The 23200-nt window shown below is 75.5% G+C and carries 28 protein-coding genes; 14 read left to right on the top strand and 14 right to left on the bottom strand.

Annotated elements, in window-relative coordinates:
• Positions 1-132 precede the first annotated feature (132 nt).
• The 3 genes from BUB17_RS17680 (at position 133) to BUB17_RS17670 (ending at position 2908) form a co-directional block, all read left to right on the top strand.
• Entirely contained in the window at positions 133-1737 is a 1605-nt protein-coding gene (locus tag BUB17_RS17680; RefSeq protein WP_072919996.1) for a sensor histidine kinase, read from the top strand.
• Complete coding sequence (locus BUB17_RS17675; protein WP_072919995.1) at positions 1734-2429, top strand: response regulator; 696 nt, start codon at positions 1734-1736, stop codon at positions 2427-2429. The genes BUB17_RS17680 and BUB17_RS17675 overlap by 4 nt, the downstream gene beginning before the upstream one ends.
• Before the next feature lie 83 nt (positions 2430-2512).
• Complete coding sequence (locus tag BUB17_RS17670) at positions 2513-2908, top strand: universal stress protein (protein ID WP_072919994.1); 396 nt, start codon at positions 2513-2515, stop codon at positions 2906-2908.
• Between the two features lie 80 nt (positions 2909-2988).
• On the opposite strand, the gene BUB17_RS17665 is transcribed toward BUB17_RS17670, so the two are convergent.
• Both BUB17_RS17665 and BUB17_RS17660 read right to left on the bottom strand, forming a co-directional pair.
• A complete protein-coding gene (locus BUB17_RS17665; RefSeq protein WP_072919993.1) occupies positions 2989-3711 on the bottom strand; it encodes a GntR family transcriptional regulator in 723 nt (240 codons plus the stop codon).
• Positions 3708-4769: an Ldh family oxidoreductase gene (locus BUB17_RS17660; RefSeq protein ID WP_072919992.1), complete on the bottom strand. Its 1062-nt coding sequence runs from the start codon at positions 4767-4769 to the stop codon at positions 3708-3710. Before BUB17_RS17660 ends, BUB17_RS17665 begins: the two co-directional genes overlap by 4 nt.
• 69 nt (positions 4770-4838) lie before the next feature.
• On the opposite strand from BUB17_RS17660, the gene BUB17_RS17655 reads away from it, so the two are divergent.
• From BUB17_RS17655 to rraA, 5 genes are read left to right on the top strand one after another with little or no spacing between them, the layout of a single operon-like run.
• A complete protein-coding gene (locus BUB17_RS17655) occupies positions 4839-5150 on the top strand; it encodes a putative quinol monooxygenase (protein WP_072919991.1) in 312 nt (103 codons plus the stop codon).
• Complete coding sequence (locus tag BUB17_RS17650) at positions 5147-5605, top strand: cupin domain-containing protein (protein ID WP_072919990.1); 459 nt, start codon at positions 5147-5149, stop codon at positions 5603-5605. The genes BUB17_RS17655 and BUB17_RS17650 overlap by 4 nt, the downstream gene beginning before the upstream one ends.
• Entirely contained in the window at positions 5602-7014 is a 1413-nt protein-coding gene (locus tag BUB17_RS17645; protein ID WP_072919989.1) for an NAD-dependent succinate-semialdehyde dehydrogenase, read from the top strand. The genes BUB17_RS17650 and BUB17_RS17645 overlap by 4 nt, the downstream gene beginning before the upstream one ends.
• Positions 7015-7019: 5 nt before the next feature.
• The gene (locus BUB17_RS17640; RefSeq protein ID WP_072920023.1) at positions 7020-8114 is read left to right on the top strand and encodes an isocitrate/isopropylmalate dehydrogenase family protein; all 1095 of its coding nucleotides are present in this window, start codon (positions 7020-7022) and stop codon (positions 8112-8114) included.
• A 49-nt stretch (positions 8115-8163) separates the two neighbouring features.
• Positions 8164-8658 (top strand): ribonuclease E activity regulator RraA, encoded by a 495-nt coding sequence (rraA, locus tag BUB17_RS17635; protein ID WP_072919988.1) that lies wholly within the window; start codon positions 8164-8166, stop codon positions 8656-8658.
• Between the two features lie 95 nt (positions 8659-8753).
• On the opposite strand, the gene BUB17_RS17630 is transcribed toward rraA, so the two are convergent.
• A complete protein-coding gene (locus tag BUB17_RS17630) occupies positions 8754-9308 on the bottom strand; it encodes a dihydrofolate reductase family protein (RefSeq protein ID WP_072919987.1) in 555 nt (184 codons plus the stop codon).
• Between the two features lie 139 nt (positions 9309-9447).
• Between BUB17_RS17630 and BUB17_RS17625 the strand changes: the two genes are divergently transcribed.
• The gene (locus BUB17_RS17625; protein WP_141243075.1) at positions 9448-9804 is read left to right on the top strand and encodes a hypothetical protein; all 357 of its coding nucleotides are present in this window, start codon (positions 9448-9450) and stop codon (positions 9802-9804) included.
• 5 nt (positions 9805-9809) lie between these two features.
• Here BUB17_RS17625 and BUB17_RS17620 read toward each other — a convergent pair whose 3' ends face one another.
• Positions 9810-10493 carry an ATP-binding cassette domain-containing protein gene (locus tag BUB17_RS17620; protein WP_244277325.1) on the bottom strand — a complete coding sequence of 228 codons (684 nt, stop codon included), beginning with the start codon at positions 10491-10493 and terminating at the stop codon, positions 9810-9812.
• A gap of 275 nt (positions 10494-10768) precedes the next feature.
• On the opposite strand from BUB17_RS17620, the gene BUB17_RS17610 reads away from it, so the two are divergent.
• The gene (locus BUB17_RS17610; RefSeq protein ID WP_083606403.1) at positions 10769-11875 is read left to right on the top strand and encodes an epoxide hydrolase family protein; all 1107 of its coding nucleotides are present in this window, start codon (positions 10769-10771) and stop codon (positions 11873-11875) included.
• Between the two features lie 30 nt (positions 11876-11905).
• Here BUB17_RS17610 and BUB17_RS17605 read toward each other — a convergent pair whose 3' ends face one another.
• The 7 genes from BUB17_RS17605 to BUB17_RS17575 form a co-directional block, all read right to left on the bottom strand.
• On the bottom strand, positions 11906-12292 hold the full coding sequence (locus BUB17_RS17605; RefSeq protein ID WP_072919984.1) for a hypothetical protein: 387 nt from the start codon (positions 12290-12292) through the stop codon (positions 11906-11908).
• Positions 12293-12389: 97 nt separating this feature from the next.
• A complete protein-coding gene (locus tag BUB17_RS17600) occupies positions 12390-14687 on the bottom strand; it encodes a heavy metal translocating P-type ATPase (RefSeq protein ID WP_072919983.1) in 2298 nt (765 codons plus the stop codon).
• Between the two features lie 11 nt (positions 14688-14698).
• Positions 14699-15577 (bottom strand): hypothetical protein, encoded by an 879-nt coding sequence (locus tag BUB17_RS17595; protein WP_072919982.1) that lies wholly within the window; start codon positions 15575-15577, stop codon positions 14699-14701.
• A 25-nt stretch (positions 15578-15602) separates the two neighbouring features.
• Positions 15603-15812, bottom strand: coding sequence for a heavy-metal-associated domain-containing protein (locus BUB17_RS17590; RefSeq protein WP_072919981.1), 210 nt, complete (start codon positions 15810-15812; stop codon positions 15603-15605).
• 27 nt (positions 15813-15839) lie between these two features.
• A complete protein-coding gene (locus tag BUB17_RS17585) occupies positions 15840-16142 on the bottom strand; it encodes a metal-sensitive transcriptional regulator (RefSeq protein WP_072919980.1) in 303 nt (100 codons plus the stop codon).
• 81 nt (positions 16143-16223) lie between these two features.
• Positions 16224-16592 (bottom strand): helix-turn-helix domain-containing protein, encoded by a 369-nt coding sequence (locus BUB17_RS17580; RefSeq protein ID WP_072919979.1) that lies wholly within the window; start codon positions 16590-16592, stop codon positions 16224-16226.
• A 73-nt stretch (positions 16593-16665) separates the two neighbouring features.
• Positions 16666-17163: an Hsp20/alpha crystallin family protein gene (locus BUB17_RS17575; RefSeq protein ID WP_141243074.1), complete on the bottom strand. Its 498-nt coding sequence runs from the start codon at positions 17161-17163 to the stop codon at positions 16666-16668.
• A gap of 251 nt (positions 17164-17414) precedes the next feature.
• Here BUB17_RS17575 and BUB17_RS17570 point away from each other — a divergent pair, with 251 nt between their 5' ends.
• The 4 genes from BUB17_RS17570 to BUB17_RS17555 are packed head-to-tail and all read left to right on the top strand — an operon-like array spanning position 17415 to position 20203.
• Complete coding sequence (locus tag BUB17_RS17570; RefSeq protein ID WP_072919978.1) at positions 17415-17840, top strand: STAS domain-containing protein; 426 nt, start codon at positions 17415-17417, stop codon at positions 17838-17840.
• Positions 17841-17890: 50 nt separating this feature from the next.
• Entirely contained in the window at positions 17891-19177 is a 1287-nt protein-coding gene (locus BUB17_RS17565) for a YibE/F family protein (RefSeq protein ID WP_072919977.1), read from the top strand.
• Positions 19174-19881, top strand: a complete 708-nt coding sequence (locus BUB17_RS17560; protein WP_208983455.1) for a class I SAM-dependent methyltransferase — start codon at positions 19174-19176, stop codon at positions 19879-19881. The genes BUB17_RS17565 and BUB17_RS17560 overlap by 4 nt, the downstream gene beginning before the upstream one ends.
• Complete coding sequence (locus BUB17_RS17555) at positions 19871-20203, top strand: TraR/DksA family transcriptional regulator (RefSeq protein WP_072919976.1); 333 nt, start codon at positions 19871-19873, stop codon at positions 20201-20203. Before BUB17_RS17560 ends, BUB17_RS17555 begins: the two co-directional genes overlap by 11 nt.
• Positions 20204-20298: 95 nt before the next feature.
• Here BUB17_RS17555 and BUB17_RS17550 read toward each other — a convergent pair whose 3' ends face one another.
• The 3 genes from BUB17_RS17550 to BUB17_RS17540 all read right to left on the bottom strand — a co-directional run bounded on the left by BUB17_RS17550 (position 20299) and on the right by BUB17_RS17540 (position 23197).
• Entirely contained in the window at positions 20299-21231 is a 933-nt protein-coding gene (locus BUB17_RS17550) for a glycosyltransferase family 2 protein (RefSeq protein ID WP_141243073.1), read from the bottom strand.
• 65 nt (positions 21232-21296) lie between these two features.
• The gene (locus tag BUB17_RS17545; protein WP_072920018.1) at positions 21297-22154 is read right to left on the bottom strand and encodes a glycosyltransferase family 2 protein; all 858 of its coding nucleotides are present in this window, start codon (positions 22152-22154) and stop codon (positions 21297-21299) included.
• Positions 22151-23197 (bottom strand): prenyltransferase/squalene oxidase repeat-containing protein, encoded by a 1047-nt coding sequence (locus tag BUB17_RS17540; protein WP_244277323.1) that lies wholly within the window; start codon positions 23195-23197, stop codon positions 22151-22153. Before BUB17_RS17540 ends, BUB17_RS17545 begins: the two co-directional genes overlap by 4 nt.
• Between the last annotated feature and the right edge of the window lie 3 nt (positions 23198-23200).

Genomic DNA, 23200 nt, shown 5'->3' with positions numbered 1-23200 from the left:
GCGTGGGCGCAGCACCCCGGGGCACGGGGCCGACGAGCGCCGGCGAGGAGGGCCCGTGACCGAGCTCGCGAGGTCACGCGTGGGCGCAGCACCCCGGGGCACGGGGCCGACGAGCGCCGGCGAGGAGGACCCGTGACCCGGCGGCTCTCGCTCGCCGGCCAGCTGCTCGCGTTGCAGGTGGTCATCGTCTGCGTGGTCCTCGTCGGCGTCGCCGCGGTGACCGTGGCCCAGTCCACCCAGCGCGCCGAGCAGACCGAGAGCGCCCGGGCGCTGGAGGTCGCCGAGACGCTGTCCAACAGCCGCGCCACCCGCGTGGCCCTGGAGCGCAACCAGCTCGCCTTCCTGCGCATCGCGGCCGAGAACAGCCGCGGCTACTCCGGCTCGCAGGACGTCGTCGTCGCCCGGGCGGACCGGACCGTGCTGGCCAGCGCCGACCCCGGGCGGCTGGGGAAGGCCCTCGACCTGGGCGGCAGCAGCGCGCTGGAGGGGCGGTCCTGGACCGGCGACGTCGAGGTGCGCGGCGGCCAGGCCGCGATGGCGATGAGCCCGGTGTACGCCCCGGACGGAGGTGACGTGCTCGGCCTGGTCGCCGTCCAGCGGCCCTACCCGGGGATCGCCGAGGGGCTCTCGGCCGCCGCGCCGAACCTGCTCACCTACCTGGGGCTGGCCAGCGTCATCGGCTTCGGCGGCTCGCTGCTGGTGGCCCGTCGGGTCAAGCGGCAGACCCTCGGGCTGGAGCCCGCGGAGATCACCGGTCTGGTGGAGCACCGCGACGCCATGCTGCACGGCATCCGGGAGGGCGTCGTGGGGCTGGACCTGCACGGCCGCGTGACGTTGGTGAACGACGAGGCCATCCGGCTGCTGCGGATCCCCGGGGACGCGCTCGGCCGCCCGCTCGAGGAGCTGGGGGTCGCCGAGGAGGTGGCCGAGGCGCTGCTCACCACGGGCGTCGAGCGGGACCGGGCCGTGGGCACCGCCGGCCGGGTGCTCGTGGTGAACCGGCTGCCGCTGACCAGCCGCGGCCGGTCCATCGGGTCGGTGGCCACGCTGCGCGACCGCACCGAGCTGCTCGAGCTGCGCCGCGAGCTCGACCTGAACCGGCACGTCACCGACACGCTGCGGGCCCAGGCGCACGAGTTCGACAACCGGCTGCACACCATCGCGGGGCTCATCGAGCTGGGGGAGGCGGAGGAGGCGGTGCGGTTCGTGCACCGGATCAGCACCAGCCGGTCGGAGTTCAGCAGCGCGGTCACCGCCGCCGTGCACGACCCGGCGATCGCCGCGCTGCTCGTCGCCAAGGCCAGCCAGGCGGCCGAGCTGGGCGTCGACCTGCGCATCGCTCCGGACTCCGCGCTGCCCGTGCTCGCCCCCGAGCTGAGCACGGACGTCGCCACCGTGGTGGGCAACCTCGTCGACAACGCCATGGACGCCGCCTCGGATGCGGCGCAGCGCTGGGTCGAGGTGGGCCTGGGGCTCGTCGACGGTGAGGTCGACGTCGTGGTCCGCGACTCCGGTCCCGGCGTCCCGGCGGGGATGGAGGCCGAGGTGTTCCGGCGCGGCGTCTCCACGAAGGGCTCCGCCTCCCAGGACGCAGCCGTCCCGGGCGGCCGGGGGATCGGGCTGTCCCTGGTGCACCTGGTGTGCGCCCGCCGCGGCGGGAACGTGACCGCCAGCTCCGCGGACGGCTCGGTGTTCACCGCCCGGCTCCCGGCCGGCCCCGCGCTGGTGGACGCATGACCCGGGTGCTGATCGTGGACGACGACTTCATGGTCGCCAAGGTCCACGCCGGGTTCGTCGCGGCCCTCGACGGGTTCGAGGTGGCGGGCACCGCGTCCAGCGGCGCGGAGGCGCTCGCCGAGGTCGCCCGGCTGCAGCCGGACCTCGTGCTGCTGGACGTGTACCTGCCGGACATGACCGGGCTGGAGGTGCTGCGCCGGCTGCGCGCGGACGCCGTGCCGGTCGACGTCGTCGTCATCAGTGCCGCGCGGGACGCCGAGAGCATCCGCAGCGCACTGCACGGCGGCGTCCTGTACTACCTGGTCAAGCCGTTCGACCGGCAGACCTTCGAGGCCCGGCTGCGGGAGTACGCCGCGGTGCGCAGCGAGCTCGCCGTGCTGCAGGAGGCCGGGCAGGCCGACGTCGACCGGCTGTTCGCCGGCGCGCGCAGCGGATCGCGCCCGGCGGCCCCCACGCCGAAGGGGATCGCGCCGGAGACGCTCCAGCTGGTCCGCGAGGCGCTGCGGGACGCGGGGGAGGAGGGGCTGTCGGCCACCCAGTGCAGCGAGCGCACCGGCCTGGCGCGGGTCAGCGCCCGCCGGTACCTGGAGCAGCTGGTGACCCTGGAGGAGGCCGACGTCCGGCAGCGCTACGGCACCGCGGGCCGGCCGGAGCGGCGGTTCACCCTGCGCTCCCCGCAGCGTCCCGGGTGAGTCCCGGCCGGGCACACAACGACCGCAACGACCGCTACGGGCGCAACGCGGCGGTACCCGTTGCGGCTGCCTAGGCTCCGGCCATGACCATCGTCGTGGGCTACGTCCCCACCCCCGAGGGCGAGGCCGCCCTCGCCGCCGCCATCGCCGAGGCGTCGCTGCGCGACCAGCCGCTGCACGTCGTCAACAGCGCGCGCGGCGACGTCCTGGCCGACCCCCGGTTCGCCTCCGAGCGGGTGCTGGAGCAGGTCCGGGAGAAGCTCGACGCGACCGGGGTGGTCTACGAGATCGACCAGCGGGTGGCCGGCCACGACGCCGCGGACGAGGTCGTGGAGGCCGCCGAGCGCGTCAAGGCCAGCCTGATCGTCATCGGTATGCGCCGTCGCACGCCCACCGGGAAGCTCATCACCGGCAGCCAGGCGCAGCGGATCCTGCTCGACGCGCACTGCCCGGTGCTGGCGGTCAAGGCCAGCTACTGAAGGATCCCGTCCTCCCACCCTCGGGAGCCCAGAGCGGAACCCGGGACGGGGCCGCTGCGGGATCTGCAGCGGGTCCGCTCTCACCCCAGCAGGTCGACGCCCTCGCCGGGGCCGTGAGCCAGGTTGCGGAAGATCGTCTCCAGGCTCCGCGCCAGGTGCCCGACGAGGGCGGTCGCCGCACCGTCGGCGTCCCCGGCGAGCAGGGCGTCGCAGACCGCGAGGTGCTCGCCGACGGACACCTGGACCCGCTGCGGGTCCAGGTGCGAGAGGTTGCGCAGCCGCGCGGTGTGCGGCCGCAGCTCGGCGATGGTGCGGCGCAGGTGATCGTTGCGGGTCGCCCCGATGACCGCCCAGTCGAAGCGGTCGGCCAGCTCGTAGAACGACCGCGACCGCGCCGTCGACGGGTCGCGCTCCAGGACGCCGGCGATCGCCTCGCGCAACTCGGCGAAGGCCCGGTGCAGCGCGGGGTCGGTGGCCGCGGCCTCGGTCGCCTGCCGGACGGCGGCCGGCTCCAGCAGCGAGCGGAACTCGAACAGGTCGCGGACGCTGCGGGCCGACACCCGGGAGACGCGGGCGCCCTGCCGGGGGACCAGGTCGACCAGCCCCTCGGCGGCCAGCCGGCGCAGCGCCTCGCGCACCGGCGTCCGCGAGGCGCCGGTGCGCCCGACCAGCGAGAGCTCCGACAGCGGCGTCCCCGGTGCCAGCTCACCGAGCTCGATCTCGGTCCGCAGCTGCCGGTGGACCTGGTCGGCCTTGCTGAGGTCGGTGGTGGGGCCTGCGTCGTCGGACGCGGCGGCGGTCACCGGGACCCCGCTGCGGGGAACGGCACGCCGGCCTCTGCTCCGAGTGCACGGAGGTCGGTCAGCGACTGCTCGGCGAGGACGACGCCTCCGGCGGCGAGGTTCGCCGCCTCGGCTCGGTCCTCGACCTCCCCGGGGTAGAAGACCTCGTCGAAGCCCTGGGCCAGCGGGACGGTCTTCACCTCGTCGACGAGTCGCCGCACGCGGTCCTCGTATCCGGCGCGGTCGCCGAAGGCCTCAGGATCCAGCGCGAGGAAGAGATGGCCGCAGCCGCTGCGTCGATCGGCCTCGTACGGGCCGCCGACCCCTGTGCCGACGGCGCTGCCCGTCAGGGCCCCGGAGAGGACGTCCATCAGGAACGTGATCGCGTATCCCTTGTGGCCGGCCATCGGCAGGATCACGCCGAGCACTCCTTCCGCGGGGTCGGTCGTCGGCGCGCCGTCCGCGGTCAGGGCCCAGGTCGCCGGGATGGGCTCGCCCCGGTTCTTGGACAGGTAGATCTTGCCCCGGGCCACTGCCGTGTTGGCGATGTCGACGGCGACCACTCTCCCATCGGGACCGGGCGCCGCGATCGACCAGGGGTTGGTGCCCAGCCGCTTCTCCCGTCCACCCCATGGCGCCATCGCCGGACTCGCGTTGGTGGTGAGGACGGCGACGCACCCGTCCTGCGCGGCCCGGCGGGTGAACCACATCGCCGTGCCGAAGTGGTTGGAGTTCCGGACGCCGACGACGCCGACGCCGTGGGCGCGGGCCCGCTCCACGGCCAGCCGCCGGGCCCGTTCGGTGAGCACCTGGCCGATGCCGTCCCGGCCGTCGAGCAGCACCAGCGGGCCGGTGTCGGAGAGCACCGCCGGGTCGGGGACCGCGCGCATCGCCCCGGAGCGGAGGCGGGCGGCGTACCAGGGCAGCCGCAGCAGACCGTGCGACTGGTGGCCCCACAGGTCGGCCTGGACGAGGGAGTCGGCGACCAGCGCCGCGTCCTCGCCGGGCACACCGAGCGCCGTCAGGACCCCGGTGCCGAAGGCCCTGAGGGACTCCGGCTCGATCCGTTCCTCCGTCACGCTTGCCTCCCGGACGTGTTGTGTGCTGACCTGTATACAGTCTTGCACACACAACGCAGGAGGTTGAGAGTGTTCAGCCTGGTGGTCCAGATGGAGGTGCGGCCCGACCGGCGCGAGGAGTTCCTCGCCGGCATGGCCGCCAACGCCGAGGCATCGGTGCGGGACGAACCGGGGTGCCTGCGGTTCGACGTCTGCTCGGTCGACGCCGACGCGCACCGCTTCGTCCTCTACGAGCTCTACGCCGACGCGGCGGCCTTCGCCGCGCACAAGGCGTCCCCGCACTTCGCCGCCTGGCGAGCGATCGCCGAGGAGGTCCTCGTCGGCCAGGTCAACACGCCCGGCCGGCTGCTGGTCACCCACACCGCCGAGGAGTCCGCATGAGCACCCAACCCGTCCCGCCGTCGATGGTCCTGCGCCCGGAGGAGATCGAGCGCTTCGACCGCGGCAACGGTGTCGTCACCATCCCGTTCGTCGGCAAGTGGAACTGCGAGGGCAACCGGGTCACCACCGGGATGACCGTCTTCTCGCCCGGCACCGGGATCCCGCTGCACTCGCACAACGTCGAGGAGTCGGTGCTGGTCTTCGAGGGGGAGGCCACCGCGGTCGTCGGCGACGACGAGGTCGACCTGGTCCCGGGGCAGGCCACCTGGGTCCCGGCCGGCGTCCCGCACTGCTTCCGCAACCGCGGCGAGGGCACCATGACCATCTACTGGGTCTACGGCGGACGCGACGTCACCCGTACCATCACCGCCACGGGTGAGACCTTCGAGCACCTGTCCGACAGCGACCGTGGCGCTGGACCCGCGCGCCAGGGCGACAGCGCGAGCCGGGCATGAGCGCCGTCGTCACGGTCAACCCGGCGACGGGAGAGCGGCTGGCCGAGTACCCCGCCTTCTCCGACGCCGACGTCGACACCGCGCTGGACCGAGCTTCGCTCGCACAGGCCTGCTGGACGGCGTGGCCCGTCCCCGACCGGGCGGCCGTGCTCCGTCGGGCCGGCGAGGTCCTGCGCGCCGAGGCCGACGGCCTCGCCCTCCTGGTCACCCGGGAGATGGGCAAGCCGCTGGCCGAAGCGCGCGCGGAGGTCGAGAAGTGCGCCACGGCCTGCGACTACTACGCCGAGCACGCTGCGACGTTCCTCGCCGACGAGCCGGTCGACACCGCCGCCGACCGCAGCTGGATCGGCTACGAGCCGGTCGGTGTGGTGCTGGCGGTCATGCCGTGGAACTTCCCGCTCTGGCAGGTGCTCCGCTTCGCCGCACCGGCGCTCATGGCGGGCAACGCCGCGCTGCTCAAGCACTCGCCCAACACGACCGGCTGCGCGCTCGCGGTGCAGCGGGTGCTCGCGACGGCCGGTGCTCCCGAGGGGTTGTTCACCGCGCTGGTCGTCGCCGAGCCCGACGTGCCGGCGGTGACGTCGCGGCTGATCGGCGACCCGCGCATCAGCGCGGTCACCATCACCGGGAGCGAGCGGGCCGGCCGGGCGGTGGGCGCGGCCGCGGGCGACGCGATCAAGAAGTCGGTCCTGGAACTGGGCGGCTCGGACCCCTTCGTGGTCCTGGCCGACGCCGACCTGCCGCGGGTCGCCGCCCTGGCCGCCCGGGGGCGCCTGCTGAACGCCGGGCAGAGCTGCATCTCGCCGAAGCGACTGGTCGTCGACGCCTCGGTCGCCGAAGAGTTCACCCGCCTCCTGGTCGCCGAGGTGGAGCGCCTCACCGTGGGCGACCCGGAGGCGCCGGGCACCGACGTCGGCCCGATGGCGCGGGAGGACCTGCTCGAGGGCGTGCACCGCCAGGTCGAGGCATCCGTCGCGGCCGGTGCCCGGCTGCTCACCGGCGGCTCCCGGCTCGAGGGGCCGGGCACCTTCTACGCGCCCACGGTCCTGGCCGGCGTCCGGCCCGGGACACCGGCCTACGACGAGGAGGTCTTCGGCCCGGTCGCCGCGGTCGTCGCGGTGGACGGCGACGACGAGGCCGTGCGGGTCGCGAACGACACCGGGTTCGGGCTCGGTGCCAGCGTCTGGACCGCCGACCCCGAGCGCGGGGTCTCCGTCGCCCGCCGGATCCGGTCCGGCGCGGCGTTCGTCAACGCGGTCGTCGCCTCCGACGTCCGCATGCCGTTCGGCGGCACCGGCGCCAGCGGCTACGGCCGCGAGCTGGCCGCCGCCGGCATCCGTGAGTTCGTCAACGTCCGCACGTGGTGGGTGCTCGACGAGCCCGCCGCGACGGCCCCCGCATCGGAGTGACCACCATGAGGAAGACCCACTATCGCCTCGGCGTCCTGCTCGGCGACGGCATCGGTCCCGAGATCGTCCCGGCGTCGGTGCGGGTCGTCGACGCGGCGCTGGCCGCCGCCGGCGCCGATCCGGTCGAGTGGCAGGAGCTGCCGCTGGGCGCCGCGGCCATCGAGGAGCACGGCAGCGCGATCCCGTCCGCCACCCTGGCGGCGCTCACCGGGACGGACGGCTGGCTGCTCGGCCCGCACGACAGCGTCGCGTACCCGGAGCCGTTCCGGTCGCAGCTGAACCCGAGCGGCACGCTGCGCAAGCACTTCGACCTCTACGCGAACATCCGCCCGGCCCGCGCCTTCGAGGGCGGGCGCGCGATCGCCCCCGAGACCGACCTCGTCATCGTGCGGGAGAACACCGAGGGCTTCTACGCCGACCGCAACACCTTCGCCGGCACCGGGGAGTTCATGCCGTCGCCGGATGTCGCGGTGGCGATGGGCGTCTTCACCCGCCGTGCGGTCGAGCGCATCGCGCGGGCCGCGTTCGAGCTGGCCCGGCGCCGACGCCGGAAGCTCACGATCGTGCACAAGGCGAACGTGCTGCAGCTGAGCTCGGGCCTGTTCAAGCGGGTCTGCCTCGAGGTGGCCGAGCACTACCCCGACGTGGCGGTCGACGACTTCCACATCGACGCGATGACGGTGCACCTGCTGCGCCGTGCGTCCGCCTTCGACGTCGTGGTCGCGGAGAACATGTTCGGCGACATCCTCTCGGACATGGCCGGCGAACTGGCCGGCTCGCTCGGTATCGCGCCGTCGGTCAACGCCTCGGACGAGCGGGCCATGGCGCAGGCCGCGCACGGGTCCGCGCCCGACATCGCCGGGAAGGGGCTGGCCAACCCGATCGCGATGATCCTGTCCGCGGGCATGCTGCTCGACTGGCTCGGCACCCGGCACGGCAACCGCCGCCTCGCCGACGCCGCCGCCCGGGTCGAGGACGGCGTCCGGTCGGCCGTGCGCGCCGGCGTGAGCACCCGCGACCTGGGCGGCACGGCATCGACCCGCGAGTTCACCGACGCCGTCGTCGAGTCCGCGGCGACCGGGGGCGGAAGGGCGTGGTGAGCAGTCCTCGCGCTGCCTCCCCGCCTCGTCAGGCCCTAGCCTCCGCGGCATGAGCGAACCGCGGGTGCCCGCCACCACCGACCTCTGCGACGCCCACCCGGAGGCGCAGGTGTGCGAGCCGGTGTTCCAGGCCTTCGGCGGCCGCGCCGCATTCTGCGGGCCGATCACCACGCTCAAGGTGTTCGAGGACAACACCCTGGTCAAGCAGGCGGTCGAGGGGCCCGGGGAGGGCCGGGTGCTCGTCGTCGACGGCGGCGGATCGAGGCGCTGCGGGCTGGTCGGCGGGAACCTGGCCGTCTCCGCGGCGACCAACGGCTGGGCGGGGATCGTCGTGTACGGCTGCATCCGGGACGCCGACGAGCTGGCCGAGCAGCCGATCGGGGTCCGCGCGCTGGCGGCGCACCCGCGCAGGAGCGAGCGCGGGATGCACTCCGGACAGGCCGGCCGGCCGGTCGTCTTCGCGGGTGTGGTGTTCCGCGAGGGGGAGTGGCTGTGCGCCGACCGGGACGGCGTCGTCGTCCTGCCCGCCGCGCCGGAGGGCTGACGGTCAGCGGCGGCGCAGCACCCGGGCGAGCCGGTGCCCGCGCGACGCCTGCGACCGGGGCAGCTCCTGGTCCGGCGACGGCCTGGGCCGTCGCATCAGGCGTCCCGGCGCACCCGGTAGGTCGTCTGCACCATCCCGCCGGGGAAGGTCCGCGTGCGGACGTGCTCGAGCAGCACGTCGGCCGGCAACGGCCCGAACGGCGTGTGCCCCTCCCCGATGAGCACCGGCACCCGGGAGAGCGTCAGGTCGCCGATCAGCCCGGCGGCGAGGAAGTCGTGCACCGTCCGGCCCCCGTCGACGTAGACGCGGCGGTACCCGGCCGCGGTCAGCGCGGCGACGGCCTCGTCGGAGGAGCGGTGCAGGGTGATCCGGGGATCGGGCTCCAGCGTCGTGCTGATCACGTGCACCGGCTTGCCCTCGTACGGCCACTGGTCCATCGGCGCGATCACCTCGTAGGTGCCGCGGCCCATGACCAGCGCGTCGATACCGGCGACGAACTCGGCGAAGCCGAAGTCGCCGCCCTCGCCGTCGTCCGGCGCGCCGCCGGCCTCGTCCCCGCCGGTGAGCCACGCGAGGTCGCCGTCGGACCGGGCGATGAACCCGTCGACGCTCATGCCGAGGAACACCGAACCGGTGAAGGGTGCGTCCATGCCGGCAGGCTGCCCGACGGTGCCGACGAGCGGGAGGACCTCGGACCCGTATCAGCCGGAACTGTCAGTCCTCCGGTGTGGCATGGACGTCGTCCTCCCCGCGTTGTAGCAGAACGCGGGGGATCGCCAGGAGGCCACCATGTCCCAGGCCATCACGAGAAGGGCGCCGGTCGCCGACCGCTCCCCGGTACGGCAACCGGCTCCTGTCGCACACTTGCCGCACTGGACCCGGCCCGACTTCGCCGGGGACGTCCTCGCCGCCGCGTGGGCGCCTGGCACGGCACCGCCCCGCGAGATCCGGGTCCGGCCGGAACTCCACGACCGCCTGCTCGCCGAGCTGGACCCGGCCGCGCGGGCAGCGCTGGCCGAGCACGGCGTCCTCGGGGAGCCGGCCGGGGTGCCGGTCGTCGTCGACCCGGCGCTGCCCCAGTTCCCCGGCTTCGAGGTGCGGCGGGTCCGGCCGGGCGGTCCGGTCCGGGCGCGCGGCGCGGCCTGAGCAGCTCAGCTCGCGAGCGCGGGCACCGGCGTCCCCAGCCGGACGACGGTGTCGCCGCGCTGCTCGACGGTGTCGTCGTGGGTCACGCAGACCACGACCCGCCCGGCGAGCGCGGCGCGCAGGTCGTGCAGCAGCGCCGCAGCGGTGGGCGGGTCCAGGTGCGCGGTCGGCTCGTCGAGCAGCACGACGTCCCGGTCGGCCAGCAACGCCCGGGCCGCGGCCAGCCGGCGCCGCTCCCCGCCGGACAGCGCGGTGCCGCCCGCGCCGACCGGGGTGTCGAGGCCCTCGGGCAGCCCGGCGAGCAGCCCGCCCAGGCCGGCGGCCGCCGGCGCCGCGCGCATCCGGGCCTCGCCGTCCCGTCCGGCCAGCTCGCCCCGCGGCGCGGCCAGGGCCAGGTTGGCGCGGATGCTCGAGGCGAACACGTGCGCCTCCTGCGGCAGCCACGCGATCCGGGAACGGACGCCCTCCCCGGTCAGCCGCAGCGTCGGGACGCCGCCCAGCGCGTACCCGCCCGCCCGCGGCCGCAGCGCCGCGAGCAGCACCGCCAGGAACGTCGACTTGCCGGAGCCCGAGGGCCCGCGCACGACCAGCCAGCCGCCGTCCGCGTCGACGTGCGTGGTCAGGCCGGGGAGCACGTCCGGGCCGCCGGGCCAGCCGGCGACCAGGCCGTCGGTGGTGAGGTCGCGCACCGGCGCGGGGACGGGAAGCGGGTCGGCGGGGTCGGCCGGCCTGCTGCTGCTGGTCCCGACCGCGCTGCTGCTCCCCGCGTTCCAGATCGGTCACCTCGACGCCAGAGCGCCCGACGTCTCCCGCTCGGAATTGATCATGGGGTTGGTGCGGTCCCCGACGGCGTGTCGGCGCGTGTCGCCCGCAGCAATCCCATGATCAACGGCGTGCGGCGTGCGGCGTGCGGCGTGCGGCGTGCGGGTCGCCGGGGCGGCGGCGCTGGAGCAGGCTGGCGGACGTGGCCGGGACCGACGTGACCCCGTTCCGCGTCGACATCCCCCAGGCGGAGCTCGACGACCTCGCCGAGCGGTTGCGGCGCACCCGCTGGCCGGTCGGGCAGGACCTCGCCGGGAACCGCGGCATCCCGGTCGAGCGGGTCAGTGCCCTCGCCGAGCGGTGGGCGTCGGCCTGGGACTGGCGAACGCAGGAGGCGGCGCTCAACGCCTGGCCCCAGGTCACGACGACGGTCGACGGCACCCGCCTGCACGCCCTGCACGTGCGGTCCCCGGAGCCGGACGCCGTCCCGCTGGTCCTGCTGCACGGCTGGCCCGGCTCGGTGGTCGAGTTCCTCCGCGTGCTCGGGCCGCTCAGCGACCCCGGGGCGCACGGCGGCGACCCGGACGACGCCGTCCATCTCGTCGTCCCCTCGCTGCCCGGGTACGGCTTCTCCGGGCCGACGCCCGACGGCGGGTGGACGCCGGCGCGGATGGCCCGCGCGGTCGCCGAGCTGGTCGCCCGGCTCGGATACGACCGCTACGTCGTCCACGGCGGCGACTGGGGCTCGCACGTCGGGCGCGACCTCGCCGCGGCCGACGCAGCGCACGTCGCCGGGCTGCACGTGACGATGACGCCCGGGCCGGCTGCGGACGGCGACCCGGCCGCGGCGGAGAAGGTGGCGCACTACGCCCGAGAGCTGTCCGGCTACGCCAAGCTGCAGGGCACCCGGCCGCTGGCGCTGGCCCCCGCGCTCACCGACTCGCCGGCCGGGCTGCTGGCCTGGATCGCCGAGCGGTTCGCCGAGTGGACCGACCCGGCGAGCGAGGTCGACGACGACCAGCTGCTGACCAACGTCGCCGTGTACTGGTTCACCCGCACCGGCCCCTCGTCGGCGCAGCTGTACTGGGAGCGCGCGCACACGCCGGCGCCGGGGTGGTCGCGGGAGGTGCCGACCGGGGTGGCGGTGCTCCCGCACGACCTCTTCCGGCCGCCGCGGGCGGCGGTGGAGGAGGCGGTCGACCTGGTCTCGTGGACCGAGTTCGACCGCGGCGGTCACTTCGCGGCGATGGAGGTCCCCGACCTGCTGGTCGAGGAGCTCCGCCGGTTCGTCAGGGCCGTGGCGCGGTGAGCGCGATCGGGCGGCCCGGGCCTCCTCGTGCTACCGGCGTCCTGACACCTGCCGGCGCTCCGGCCGTGGCGCGACGGCCGGCGCCAGGAGCGCGTACCCCGCCGCGACCGCTCCGCTGATGACCGCCGCCCTCCGGTGTGGCGCCGAGCGCGCCAGCGGCACCATGCTCGCCGCGTGCAGCAGGTCCACCACCGAGCCGCCGCGGACCACACGCGGCGTCGGCACGGCCAGGACGGTGGCGTGCTGGACGACCAGCCGGGCGCCCAGCAGCGGCACCGCCCAGCGCCGGGACCCGGGCAGCTCGGGGCACAGGGCGTCGACGACCCGCCCCGGCGCGGCGAGCAGGGTGAGCCCCGCAGCGGCTCCGGCACCGCTGAGCAGTCGGGTGAGCCGGCGGCGCCGGTCGTCCACGATCACGCGTGCCTCCGCTCCTCCGAGGTGGTCGGGTCGAGGGGTCGGGTTCTGCCCACCAGTGTGGGCAGAACCCGACCCCCGCGGGGGAGGGGGGATCCGGTCAGGCGGCCGGGACGGCGGCGCGGCGGCCCGAGGGGACGGCGGTGGTCGCGCCGCCGTTGCCCGGCAGCGGCGCGAACCGGCGCAGCCGCAGGCTGTTGGTCACCACGAACACCGAGCTGAACGCCATCGCGGCGCCGGCGATCATCGGGTTGAGCAGCCCGGCCATGGCCAGCGGGATGGCCGCGACGTTGTAGGCGAAGGCCCAGAACAGGTTGCCCTTGATGACGGCGAGGGTCCGGCGGGCCAGCCGGATGGCGTCGGCCGCGGCCCGCAGGTCGCCGCGCACCAGGGTGAGGTCGGAGGCCTGGATCGCCACGTCGGTGCCGGTGCCCATCGCGAGCCCCAGGTCGGCCTGCGCCAGTGCCGCGGCGTCGTTGACCCCGTCGCCGACCATCGCGACGACCCGGCCCTCGGCCTGCAGCCGTCGGACGGCCTCGACCTTGTCCTGCGGCAGCACCTCGGCGACCACCTCGTCGATGCCGACCTCGGCGGCGACCGCGCGGGCCACGGTGGCGTTGTCGCCGGTGAGCAGCACCGGGTGCAGGCCGAGGTCGCGCAGCTGGCGGACCGCCTCGGCCGAGGTCTCCTTGACCGCGTCGGCGACGGCGAGCACCCCGCGGGCGACGCCGTCCGCGGCGACGAGCACGGCGGTCCGGCCGTCCGCCTCGGCGGCGGCCTGCGCGCGCTCGAGCTCGGCCGGCACCGGCACGCCCTCGCGCGCCAGCAGCCCGGCCCGGCCGACGAGCACCGCCGTCCCGTCGACGACGCCGCGCACACCCAGGCCGGCCTCGTTGGCGAAGCCCGCGACCGGCCGCAGCGGGCCGGTGCGCTCGGCGGCCGCCTCGGCGACGGCCCGGGCGATCGGGTGCTCGGAGCCGTGCTCCAGCGCGCCGGCCAGGGCGAGCAGGTGGTCGGCGTCCTCCCCGGTCACGGGGACGACGTCCTGCAGGGTCATGCGGCCGGTGGTGACCGTGCCGGTCTTGTCCAGCACCACGGTGTCGACGGCGCGGGTGGACTCCAGCACCTCGGGGCCCTTGATGAGGATGCCGAGCTGGGCGCCCCGGCCGGTGCCGACCATGAGCGCGGTCGGCGTGGCCAGCCCCAGCGCGCACGGGCAGGCGATGATCAGCACCGCGACCGCCGCGGTGAACGCCGCGGGCAGGCCGGCCGACGCGCCGATCCAGAAGCCGAGCGTCGCGACGGCGAGCGCGAGCACGACCGGCACGAAGACGCCGGAGACCCGGTCGGCCAGGCGCTGCACCTCGGCCTTGCCGTTCTGCGCCTCCTCGACCAGCCGCGCCATCTGCGCCAGCTGCGTCTCCGCGCCCACCCGCGTGGCCCGCACGACCAGCCGGCCGCCGGCGTTGACGGTGGCGCCGACGACCGCGTCGCCGGGGCCGACCTCCACCGGCACGGACTCGCCGGTGAGCATGGAGGCGTCGACGGCCGACGCGCCCTCGGTCACCACGCCGTCCGCGGCGATCTTCTCCCCGGGCCGGACGACGAACTCCTCGCCGACCGCGAGCCGGTCGACCGGCACCCGGGTCTCGGTGCCGCCGCGCAGCACCGTGACCTCCTTGGCGCCGAGCTCCAGCAGCGCCCGGAGCGCCGCCCCGGCCCGCCGCTTGGAGCGGGCCTCGACGTACCGCCCGGCCAGCAGGAACGTGGTCACGCCCGCCGCGGCCTCGAGGTAGATGTTGGCGCTGCCGTCGGTGCGGGCGATGGTGAGCTCGAACGGGTGCGTCATGCCCGGCTCGCCGGCCGCCCCCAGGAACAGCGCGTACAGCGACCAGAGGAACGCCGCGCCGGTGCCGAGCGAGACCAGGGTGTCCATGGTGGCCGCGCCGTGCCGCAGGTTGGTCCACGCGGCGCGGTGGAAGGGCAGCCCGCCCCACACGACGACCGGGGCGGCCAGGGTCAGCGAGAGCCACTGCCAGTACTGGAACTGCAGCGACGGGACCATCGCCATCGCGACCACGGGCACGGTGAGCAGGGTGGACACCACCAACCGCTGCCTCAAGGGGCGCGTCGGGTCGTCGTCCACCGGCTCGGCGTCCGGCGCGGGTGGCTCCGGTAGCGCGGCGGAGTACCCGGTCTTCTCGACGGTGGCGATCAGGTCGTCGGGCGTCACGTCCCCGGCGAAGCTGACCCGCGCCTTCTCGGTGGCGTAGTTGACCGTGGCGGTCACGCCGTCCATCCGGTTGAGCTTCTTCTCGACGCGGGCGGCGCAGGACGCGCAGGTCATGCCGCCGATCACCAGCTCGACCTCGCCGGTCCGGACGTCCGGGGTGCTCATCGTGGGCCTCCTCAGCCGCCGTGCCCGTGGCCGGCCGGCTCGTCGGGTGCCGCGCTCCCGTGAGTGGGGACGGTGAACGCGGCGGTGTGCACGGCGTCGCCGTGCCGGAAGTCGAGGAACAGCCGGTACGTGCCGGTGGACGGCGCGGTCGCGGCGAACTCCACGTGCGGCCCGGGGGCGGGGGCGACGGCGTCGTCCACGACGGGGTGCACGTGCAGGTACTCCAGGTCGCCGTCGCGCAGCGCGACCAGGTGCCCGTACGCGCCCAGGTACGGCTGCAGATCGGTCACCTGGACGCCGTCCCGGCTGACGCCGAAGGTCAACTCCGACTCCGCGCCGGGGGTCAGGTCGCCGGTCAGCACGACGGTGTAGCCGTCGACCTCGGCGACCGCGGACGGCCCGGGCAGCGGCTGGGGGTCGAAGCTGCCGGCCACCTGCAGGTCGCCGGTCAGTGCGAGGTCCGTCCCGGAGGCCGCCGGGGTCGTGTCGGCGACCAGCCGCCAGCTGCCCGGGGTGAGGGTCAGCGGCGCCCGCCACGTGCCGTCGTCCCCGCGGTCGGGGTGCACGTGCTGGTATCCGGTCAGGTCGCTGCGGACGGCGACCAAGTGCAGGTCCTCGCCGTGGTCCTCGGTGTACTCCGTCACCGGGGCGCCGTCGGGGCCCAGGACGCGGAACTCCACCGCCGCCGTCCCCGCGGCGGGCCGCTCCTCGAGGACGTCGAGGACGTACCCGGTGCCCGCCGGGGCCTCGTGCGCGCTCGCCGGCGCGGCTGCGGGCGGGTGTGCCTCGGGGGCGCCGATCGGTCCGACCGCCGCGCCGACGCCGACCGCGGCGGCGAAGACGGCACCCAGGCCTCCGGCGACCACGGCGAGCCGGGCCGGCGTCTGCATGACGGGTCCTCTCCTGTACGCCGGCTCAGCCGGCGGCGACCGAGTAGCCGGCCTCCTCGACCGCGGCGCGGACGGCGCCGTCCTCGACGGGCTCGGTGCTGGTGACGGTCAGGCCGCCGCTGGCCAGGTCGACGTCGACGGCGGTGACGCCCGGGACGGCGCTGACCTCCTCGGCCACGGCGTCGACGCAGTGGCCGCAGGTCATGCCGACGACGGTGTAGCTCGCGGTGCTCACGATCGGGTTCCTCTCGGGGTGGGTGGGTCAGGACCGGACGAGGCGGGCGATCGCCTCGGATGCCTCGCGGACCTTCTCGTCGGCCTCGCGACCGCCGGCCTGCGCCGCCTGGACGACGCAGTGCGACAGGTGCTCCTCGACCAGGCCGAGGGCGACCGACTGCAGCGCCTTCGTCATGGCCGAGACCTGGGTGAGGATGTCGATGCAGTACTGCTCGTCCTCGACCATCCGCTGCAGCCCGCGGGCCTGCCCCTCGATGCGGCGCAGCCGCTTGAGGTAGTCGTCCTTGCGGTTGATGTAGCCGTGCTGGCCGGTTCCGGTGCTCTCCAACGGGTGTCCTCCCGACGCGTCGCGGTGGGCGCTCGAGAAGAACCATACCCCCCTAGGGCATGCAGTGGGGTGCGGCGTCCGTCACTCGCGGGCGCCCAGGTCCCGCAGCCGGTCCACCGTGGCCTGCAGTCGCTCGCTGTCGGCCCGGGCGTCGGCCAGTTCGTCCTGCAGGCCGAGGATCACCTCGGCCGATGCCAGCGTGTGGCCCTCGTCCAGCAGGCCGCGCAGCCGGGCGGCCAGGGTGAGCTGGTGGCGGGAGTAGCGGCGGTGCCCGCCGGGGGAACGGTGCGGCTGGAGGACGCCGGCGGTGTCGAGGCTGCGCAGGAAGGCCGCTTGCACGCCGAGCAGCGCGGCGGCCTGGCTCATGGTCAGGACGGGGAAGTCCGGGTCGTCCATGCGCTCGACCCGCCCTCCCGCCGGGTCGCCGTCCCGGGAGCCGGATGCGGTCATGGCGGTCCTCCGGGTCACGGATGGCGCGAGGGCCGGGTCCGCATGGACCCGGCCCTCGGGGAGTTGCCGCCGATCAGCTCTCGACGGACCTGTGCTCGGACGACTCGCCCTCGATGGTGCGCCCCTCGACGGCGGTCGGCGTGTCGGCCCGGGTGACCGTGATCTTGCGGGCCCGTGCCTTCTCGGCGACCGGGATGCTCACGGTCAGCACGCCGTCGTGGTAGTGCGCCTCGAGCCGGTCGGTGTCCAGGCTCCGGCCGAGGACGAGCTGCCGGGTGTAGCTGCCGTAGGGCCGCTCGGCGATCGCCCACTCGGCGTTCTCGATCTGCGGCACCGAGCGCTCCGCGGTGACGGTGAGCGTGGTGCCCTCGACCTGCAGGTCGATGGAGCCGGGGTCGACGCCGGGCAGGTCGAAGTGGGCGACGAAGTTGTCGCCGACGCGGTAGGCGTCCATCGGCATGCCCGACAGCGGACGGGCGGTCAGCCCGCCGGACCGGCCGGCCAGCTGGTCGAGCGCCCGGAAGGCGGCGTTCGTGGCGGCGAACGGGTCGTAGGCGGTCAGCATGGCCATGGCTGTGTCAACCTCCTGTGTCGCGCGTGCTGGTGTGGTCGCTGCCCGAGGTGAACCTCTAGTGGCAGCTAGAGATTACCTCGTGCGCGCACTGGAGTAAACATGCATCGAAAAAGTTGTTCCCGCGTCCGCGGGGGCGGTCGGCGCGGCCGGTCGTCGGCCGGGGACCTCCGCCAGGACCACCGACGGCCGGCCGGGCGGGACGCGGCTGCCCACGCGTGATCTGCGGTCCCCCGGGGCAGGAGACGACCGTGGACGACACCAGCGCCTCCCCGGCACAGGGGGAACCGGAGCGGCAGCGGAACGGCGACGCGGAACCGGAGGTGACCACCGACCTGGACGGCGACGTGGCGACGCTGACCCTGGGCGGCGAGCTGACCGAGGGGGCCCGGCGGCCCCTGGTCCGGACGATGACCGACCTCATGCTCGGTCGACCGGACCTGCGGCGGGTGCGCCTGGACCTCCGCGCGGCCACCTACCTGAACTCCGCCGGCATGGCCGTGCTGGTGCAGCTCCAGAAGCTCGGCCGGCCGCGGGGTGTGGACGTCGTGCTGGTGGCGCCGCCGGTGGCGTTGATCCGGCCGCTGCAGCTGTCCGGCCTGTGGCTGCGCTTCCCGGTCGAGGAGCACCAGGCGGTGGAGGACGACCGCGTCGATCGGGAGGGCGGTCCCGGCTGAGCACCGGTGTCGCGACGGGCGCGCCGCGGGAGAACTCCTAGCCTGGCCAGGTGCCGCCGAGCCACCCCCACAGCCACGGTCCCGACCCGGACGCGCCGCCGCCGACCCCGGAGGTCCTCACCCGGCGACGGCGCGCGGTCTGGCTCATGCTCCTGCTGCTCGTGCCGGTGGGCCTGGCCACGATCGTCGGGCTGGTGGTGCTCTGGCCCGGCGACGAGCCGACCCGTGCCGAGCAGGCGGCCGAGCTGTTCCTCCCGCCGGGCACCACCTACCCCGAGGGACGGGTGTCCGCTGTCGAGCCGTTCGACTGCTCGGTGCCCGGCGGCGAGGGCCAGGTCGCGCAGCAGCTGACCTGCGCCACCGTCGTCGTGGAGGTGCTCGACGGGGACGGCGCGGGGGAGTTCCAGCAACTGACGCTGCCGGCCGAGATCTACGCCGCGGGCATCTCCGAGGGCGACGTCCTGGTGCTCACCCGGGACGCCGCCGCGGAGGGCGGTGCCGGGTACGGGTTCTACGACTACGACCGCGACTTCCCGATGATCGCGCTGACCGTCCTGTTCGCCGTCGTGACCGTGGCCGTGGCCCGGCTGCGCGGACTGGCGGCGCTGTTCGGGCTGGCGTTCGCCTTCTTCGTGATGCTGCAGTTCCTGCTGCCCGGCCTGCTCGGCGACTCCTCGCCGACGCTGATCAGCCTGGTCGGCTCGGCGGCCATCATGTTCGTCGTCCTCTACCTGGCGCACGGCTTCTCCGCGCGGACGACGACGGCGCTGGTGGGCACCCTCTTCGGTCTGGCGCTGGTCGCCGTCCTCGGCGCGGTGTCGGTGGCCACGGCGCGGCTGACCGGTCTGACCAGCGAGGAGACCACGCAGCTGCAGACCTTCGACCCGGCGCTGGACTTCTCCGGCCTGGTGCTCGCCGGCGTCGTCGTCGCGGGGCTCGGCGTGCTCAACGACGTGACGATCACCCAGGCCTCGGCGATCTGGCAGCTGCACGAGGTGGACCCGGGGATGACCTGGCGGGAGCTCTACCGCCGCGGGATGGTCGTCGGCCGCGACCACATCGCCTCGACGGTCTACACGATCGTCTTCGCCTACGCCGGCGCCTCGCTGCCGCTGCTGATGCTCTTCGAGGTCTACGCCCAGCCGTGGGACGTCGTGCTGACCACGTCCAACCTGGCGGAGGAGGTGATCCGCACGCTGGTCGGCTCGATCGCGCTGGTGCTCGCCGTCCCGGTGACGACGGCGGCCGGCGCGTTCTTCGCCAAGGCCGCCGGCACCGCGGCCGGCGCGGCCACCGAGCAGCGGATGACCGCCCTGCGGGCCCGGTTCGCCCGGTGAGCGAGGATCGGCCCCAGGAAGGACCCCCTGCCCCCCACCGCTCGCACGCTCGCGGCGGGCCCCTGCAGGGGGCCGAACGGGACGGGGTCCTTCAACTGCTCGCCGCCGCCCGCGCCGCCCCCGGCTTCATGCCCGACGAGGAGGGGACGGCGCTGTACGAGGCGGCCCGCTCGGTCGCCGTCCCCGGGCCGCTGCTGGAGGTGGGCAGCTGGATGGGCAGGTCGGCGCTGTACCTGGCCGCGGCGGCGCGCGAGACCGGCCGGCAGGTCGTCACCGTCGACCACCACCGCGGGTCCGAGGAGCACCAGCCCGGCTGGGAGTACCACGACCCCTCGCTGGTCGACCCGGCCGTCGGGCTGATCGACACGCTGCCGCGCCTGCGTCGCACCATCGCCGACGCCGGCGCCGAGGACGTCGTGATCGCCGTCGTCGCGCGCTCGGAGGCACTCGCCCCGCTGTGGACGACCCCGCTGGCGCTGCTGTTCCTCGACGGCAGCCACACCGAGGAGTCCGCCCGCCGCGACCAGGACGCCTGGGTGACCAAGCTGGCCGTCGGTGGCACGCTGGCCATCCACGACGTCTTCCCCGACCCGGCCGACGGCGGGCAGGCGCCCTACGGCGTCTACCGGCGGGTGCTGGCGTCCGGGGCGTTCACCGAGCTGCCGGGCACCGGCTCGCTGCGGCTGCTGCGCCGTGAGCGCTGAGGACGCCCTGGAGGCCGAGCGGGCCGCCGTGCTCGCCCAGATCGCCGCGCTCACGCGCGAGTTCGATCAGGTCGTCGACGCGTCGAGGCAGTCCAACGCCGACGACGAGCACGACCCCGAGGGCGCGACGATCGCCTTCGAGCGGCAGCAGGTCGCCGCGCTGCTGGCCGCGGCGCACCGCCGGTTGGCCGACGTCGACGCCGCGCTGGCCCGCCGGGCCGAGGGCGGCTACGGCGTCTGCGAGACCTGCGGCCGGCCGATCGCGGCCGAGCGGCTGGCCGCCCGCCCCGCCGCGCGCACCTGCATCTCCTGCGCGACCTGAAGGCCCGCTCCTCCCCGTCGAGATCGCGCGATCGCGTACGCCGAAAGGCGGGTCCGCGTACGAGATCCCGGGATCTCGACGGAGGGTGGGTCCGCTCAGCTGACGTAGCGGCGGGCGGTGGAGGCACGCTGGACGTGCTCGAGCGCCGCGAAACGGGCCTCCGCGTGCGCGGGCAGCACCCGCCGCTCGCGCAGCACCCACGGCAGCCCGCAGGCCGCGGCCCACAGGCCCTGGGCGGTCACCCGGTCGCGGGGGAGGGTGCGCAGCAGGTGCGCGGTGCGGCGCAGCGCCGGGCGGGCGGGGCGGCGCAGCCACGTCGTCCAGAGGGTGTTGCGGATGCCGTCGCGGCGCCGGCGGTGGGAGTCGCGCGCCGTGGACGCCTGGTGGTGCACCGTCAGCGCGGGCAGGTAGCACAGCTCCCACCCGGCGGCGGCCAGGTCGCCGGCCATCAGCTCCTCCTCGCCGCCCAGCCACAGCCGCTCGTCGAAGCCGCCCACCTCGGTGAACGCCGCCCGGCGCAGCACCGAGGCGCCGGCGAGGAAGGAGCCCAGCGCCGGCCCGGGCAACCAGTCGGCGCCGCGGACGGGGGAGTCGCGCAGCTCGGGCACGATCGGGTCCTCACGGCCGCCCGGCTCCACGAGGATGCGCGCGGTCACCACCGCCAGGCGGGGGTGCGCGTCGAGGACGTCGGCCGCGGTGCGCAGCGACCCCGGGTCCCACCAGGTGTCGTCGTCGCAGAAGGCGACGTAGGGGGTGTCGACCCGGGCCACGCCCACGTTGCGGCCGATCGCGCCGAGGTTCTCCGGGCTGGCGACCAGCTCCACCTGCGGGAACCGCTCGGTGATCGCCGCCGCCGTCCCGTCGGTCGAGCCGTTGTCGACGACGACGACGTGCGGCTGCTCGGGCAGCGCGACCAGCCGCGAGAGGGCCAGCAGCACCTCGTCGCGGCGCTGGTGGGTGATGACGACGACCGACACCCGCGGGTCATGCCGGCCCTCCCGCAGGTGGAAGGATCCCGTCCTCCCCACCCCTCGCAGGCTCGGGGCGGGACCTGGCACGGGGCCGCGGCGGTGAGGGGCAGGGGGGTCCTCTGTCACGCCGCCTCCGCCAGCACACGGAGGTCGGCGCGGACGTGCTCCGGGACCACCCATCGGCGGCGCAGCGCGGCCGGCACCTCGCGCAGCGCCCGCAGCAGCCCGCGGCGCTCGGGCGCTCCGCTGCGCAGCGCCTGCAGCACCAGGCCGGCCACCTCCGGCCACGGGCGGCGCATCACCGCGGTGAGCAGCCGGCTGCGCCAGATCGCCGTCCGCCGCCGCTCGGGCGCGTGCCGCTTGGTCGACGGGTGGTGGTGCACGGTCACCGCGTCGACGTAGGCGATGCCCCAGCCGGCCGCGGCCAGGTCCAGCGACAGCCGCTCCTCCTCGCCGGGGAAGCGGACGACGGGGTCGAACCCGCCGACGGCGAGGAACGCCTCGGTGCGCACCATCGCGCCGCAGGCGATGAACCCCAGCAGCGCCGGGCCGGGCAGGTCGTCGGGCGTGCCCAGCGGGCTGCGCGCCAGCTCGGTGCAGAAGGAGTCGAGCCGCTCCTCGGGGCCGACCAGGATCCGCGCGTTGAGCACCGCCAGCCGGGGGTGCGCGCGCATGACCCCCACGGCGCGCGCGAGGTCGCCGGGCGCCCACCACGAGTCGTCGTCGGCGAAGGCCACGAACTCCGTGCCGGCGCGCTCCACGCCGAGGCTGCGCGCGTAGCTGCCGACGTTGCGCTCCAGCGGGACGACGGTCACCTCCGGCAGGGCCGCTCGCACCGCCTCGACGGTGCCGTCGGTGGAGGCGTTGTCGACCAGCACGACCGGCGCCTCGTGGCGGGGCAGCGTGCGCAGGAGGTCCTCGCGGCGGTTCTGGCTCATGACGACGACGGCGACGTCGCCGGGGCGGGCGGAGCTGCTCACGGCCTCCCCCTGCCCGCGCCGCCGGGCAGCCAACCGGCGGACTCCCGTGGTGCCTCCGTCCCGGCTGCCGGCAGCGCACCCGGGTCGGTGAACGCCCCGGAGGCTGCGGTGGCGCCGGAGAGCGCGTCGGCGGCGAGGACGACGGCGGCCGCGGTCCACGTCGTCCGCTCGACCGGCCAGCGGGCGTCGTCGGGGTAGACGTAGCCGGTCCAGTACGACCCGTCGTCCGCCCGCAGGTGCTGCATGGCGGCCACCTGCTCCAGCGCGGCGTCCGGCCGTCCGGCGGCGGCCAGCGCGAGCGCCAGCTCGCAGGTCTCCGCGCCGGTGACCCAGGGCCGGTCGGCCACGCAGCGTGCGCCCAGCCCGGGGACGACGAAGCGGTTCCAGCCGGCGGCCAGCCGGGCGTCGGCCGCGGCACCGGTGACCGCGCCGCCGAGCACCGGGTAGTACCAGTCCATCGAGTAGCGGGACCGGTCAGCGAACGCCTCGGGCCGGGTGCGCAGCGCGTCGCCGAGGTCGGCGGCGGCGAGCTCCCAGTCCGGCTGCGGCTCGCCGGCCAGGGCGGCCAGGGCGACGCCGCAGCGCAGCGCCTGGAACAGGCTGGCGTTGCCGGTGAGCAGCGCGGTGTCGTCGGCGGTGCCGTCAGGGCGCAGCGCCCAGCCGACCGCGCCACCGGGGAGCTGCATGCGGGTGACCAGGTCCAGGCCGCGGCGCACGGCTGGCCACGCCCCGGCGACCAGCTCCTGGTCGCCGGTGAGCAGCCAGCTGTGCCAGACCCCCACCGCCAGGTAGCCGGCGTGGTTGCTCTCCGCGGCGGGGGAGACCTCCGCGCCGTCCCGGTATTCCGCGGCCCAGGACCCGTCCGGCCGCTGCCGGCGGGCCAGCCACCGGTAGGCCGCCCGCGCCCGGTCGTGCTCGCCGCCGACGTCGAGGGCCATCGCGGCCTCGACCATGTCCCAGGGGTCCAGCCGGCCGCCGCGGAACCAGGGCAGCGCGCCGTCGGACGCCTGCTCGGCGGCGACCGCCGCCACGGTGGCGCGCACCTG

The sequence above is a fragment of the Geodermatophilus obscurus genome (assembly GCF_900143215.1).
GTDB classification, from domain to species: Bacteria; Actinomycetota; Actinomycetes; order Mycobacteriales; family Geodermatophilaceae; genus Geodermatophilus; species Geodermatophilus obscurus_A.
Note: the sequence above shows the minus strand (reverse complement) of the source record. Positions and strands in the feature narration are given on the sequence as shown.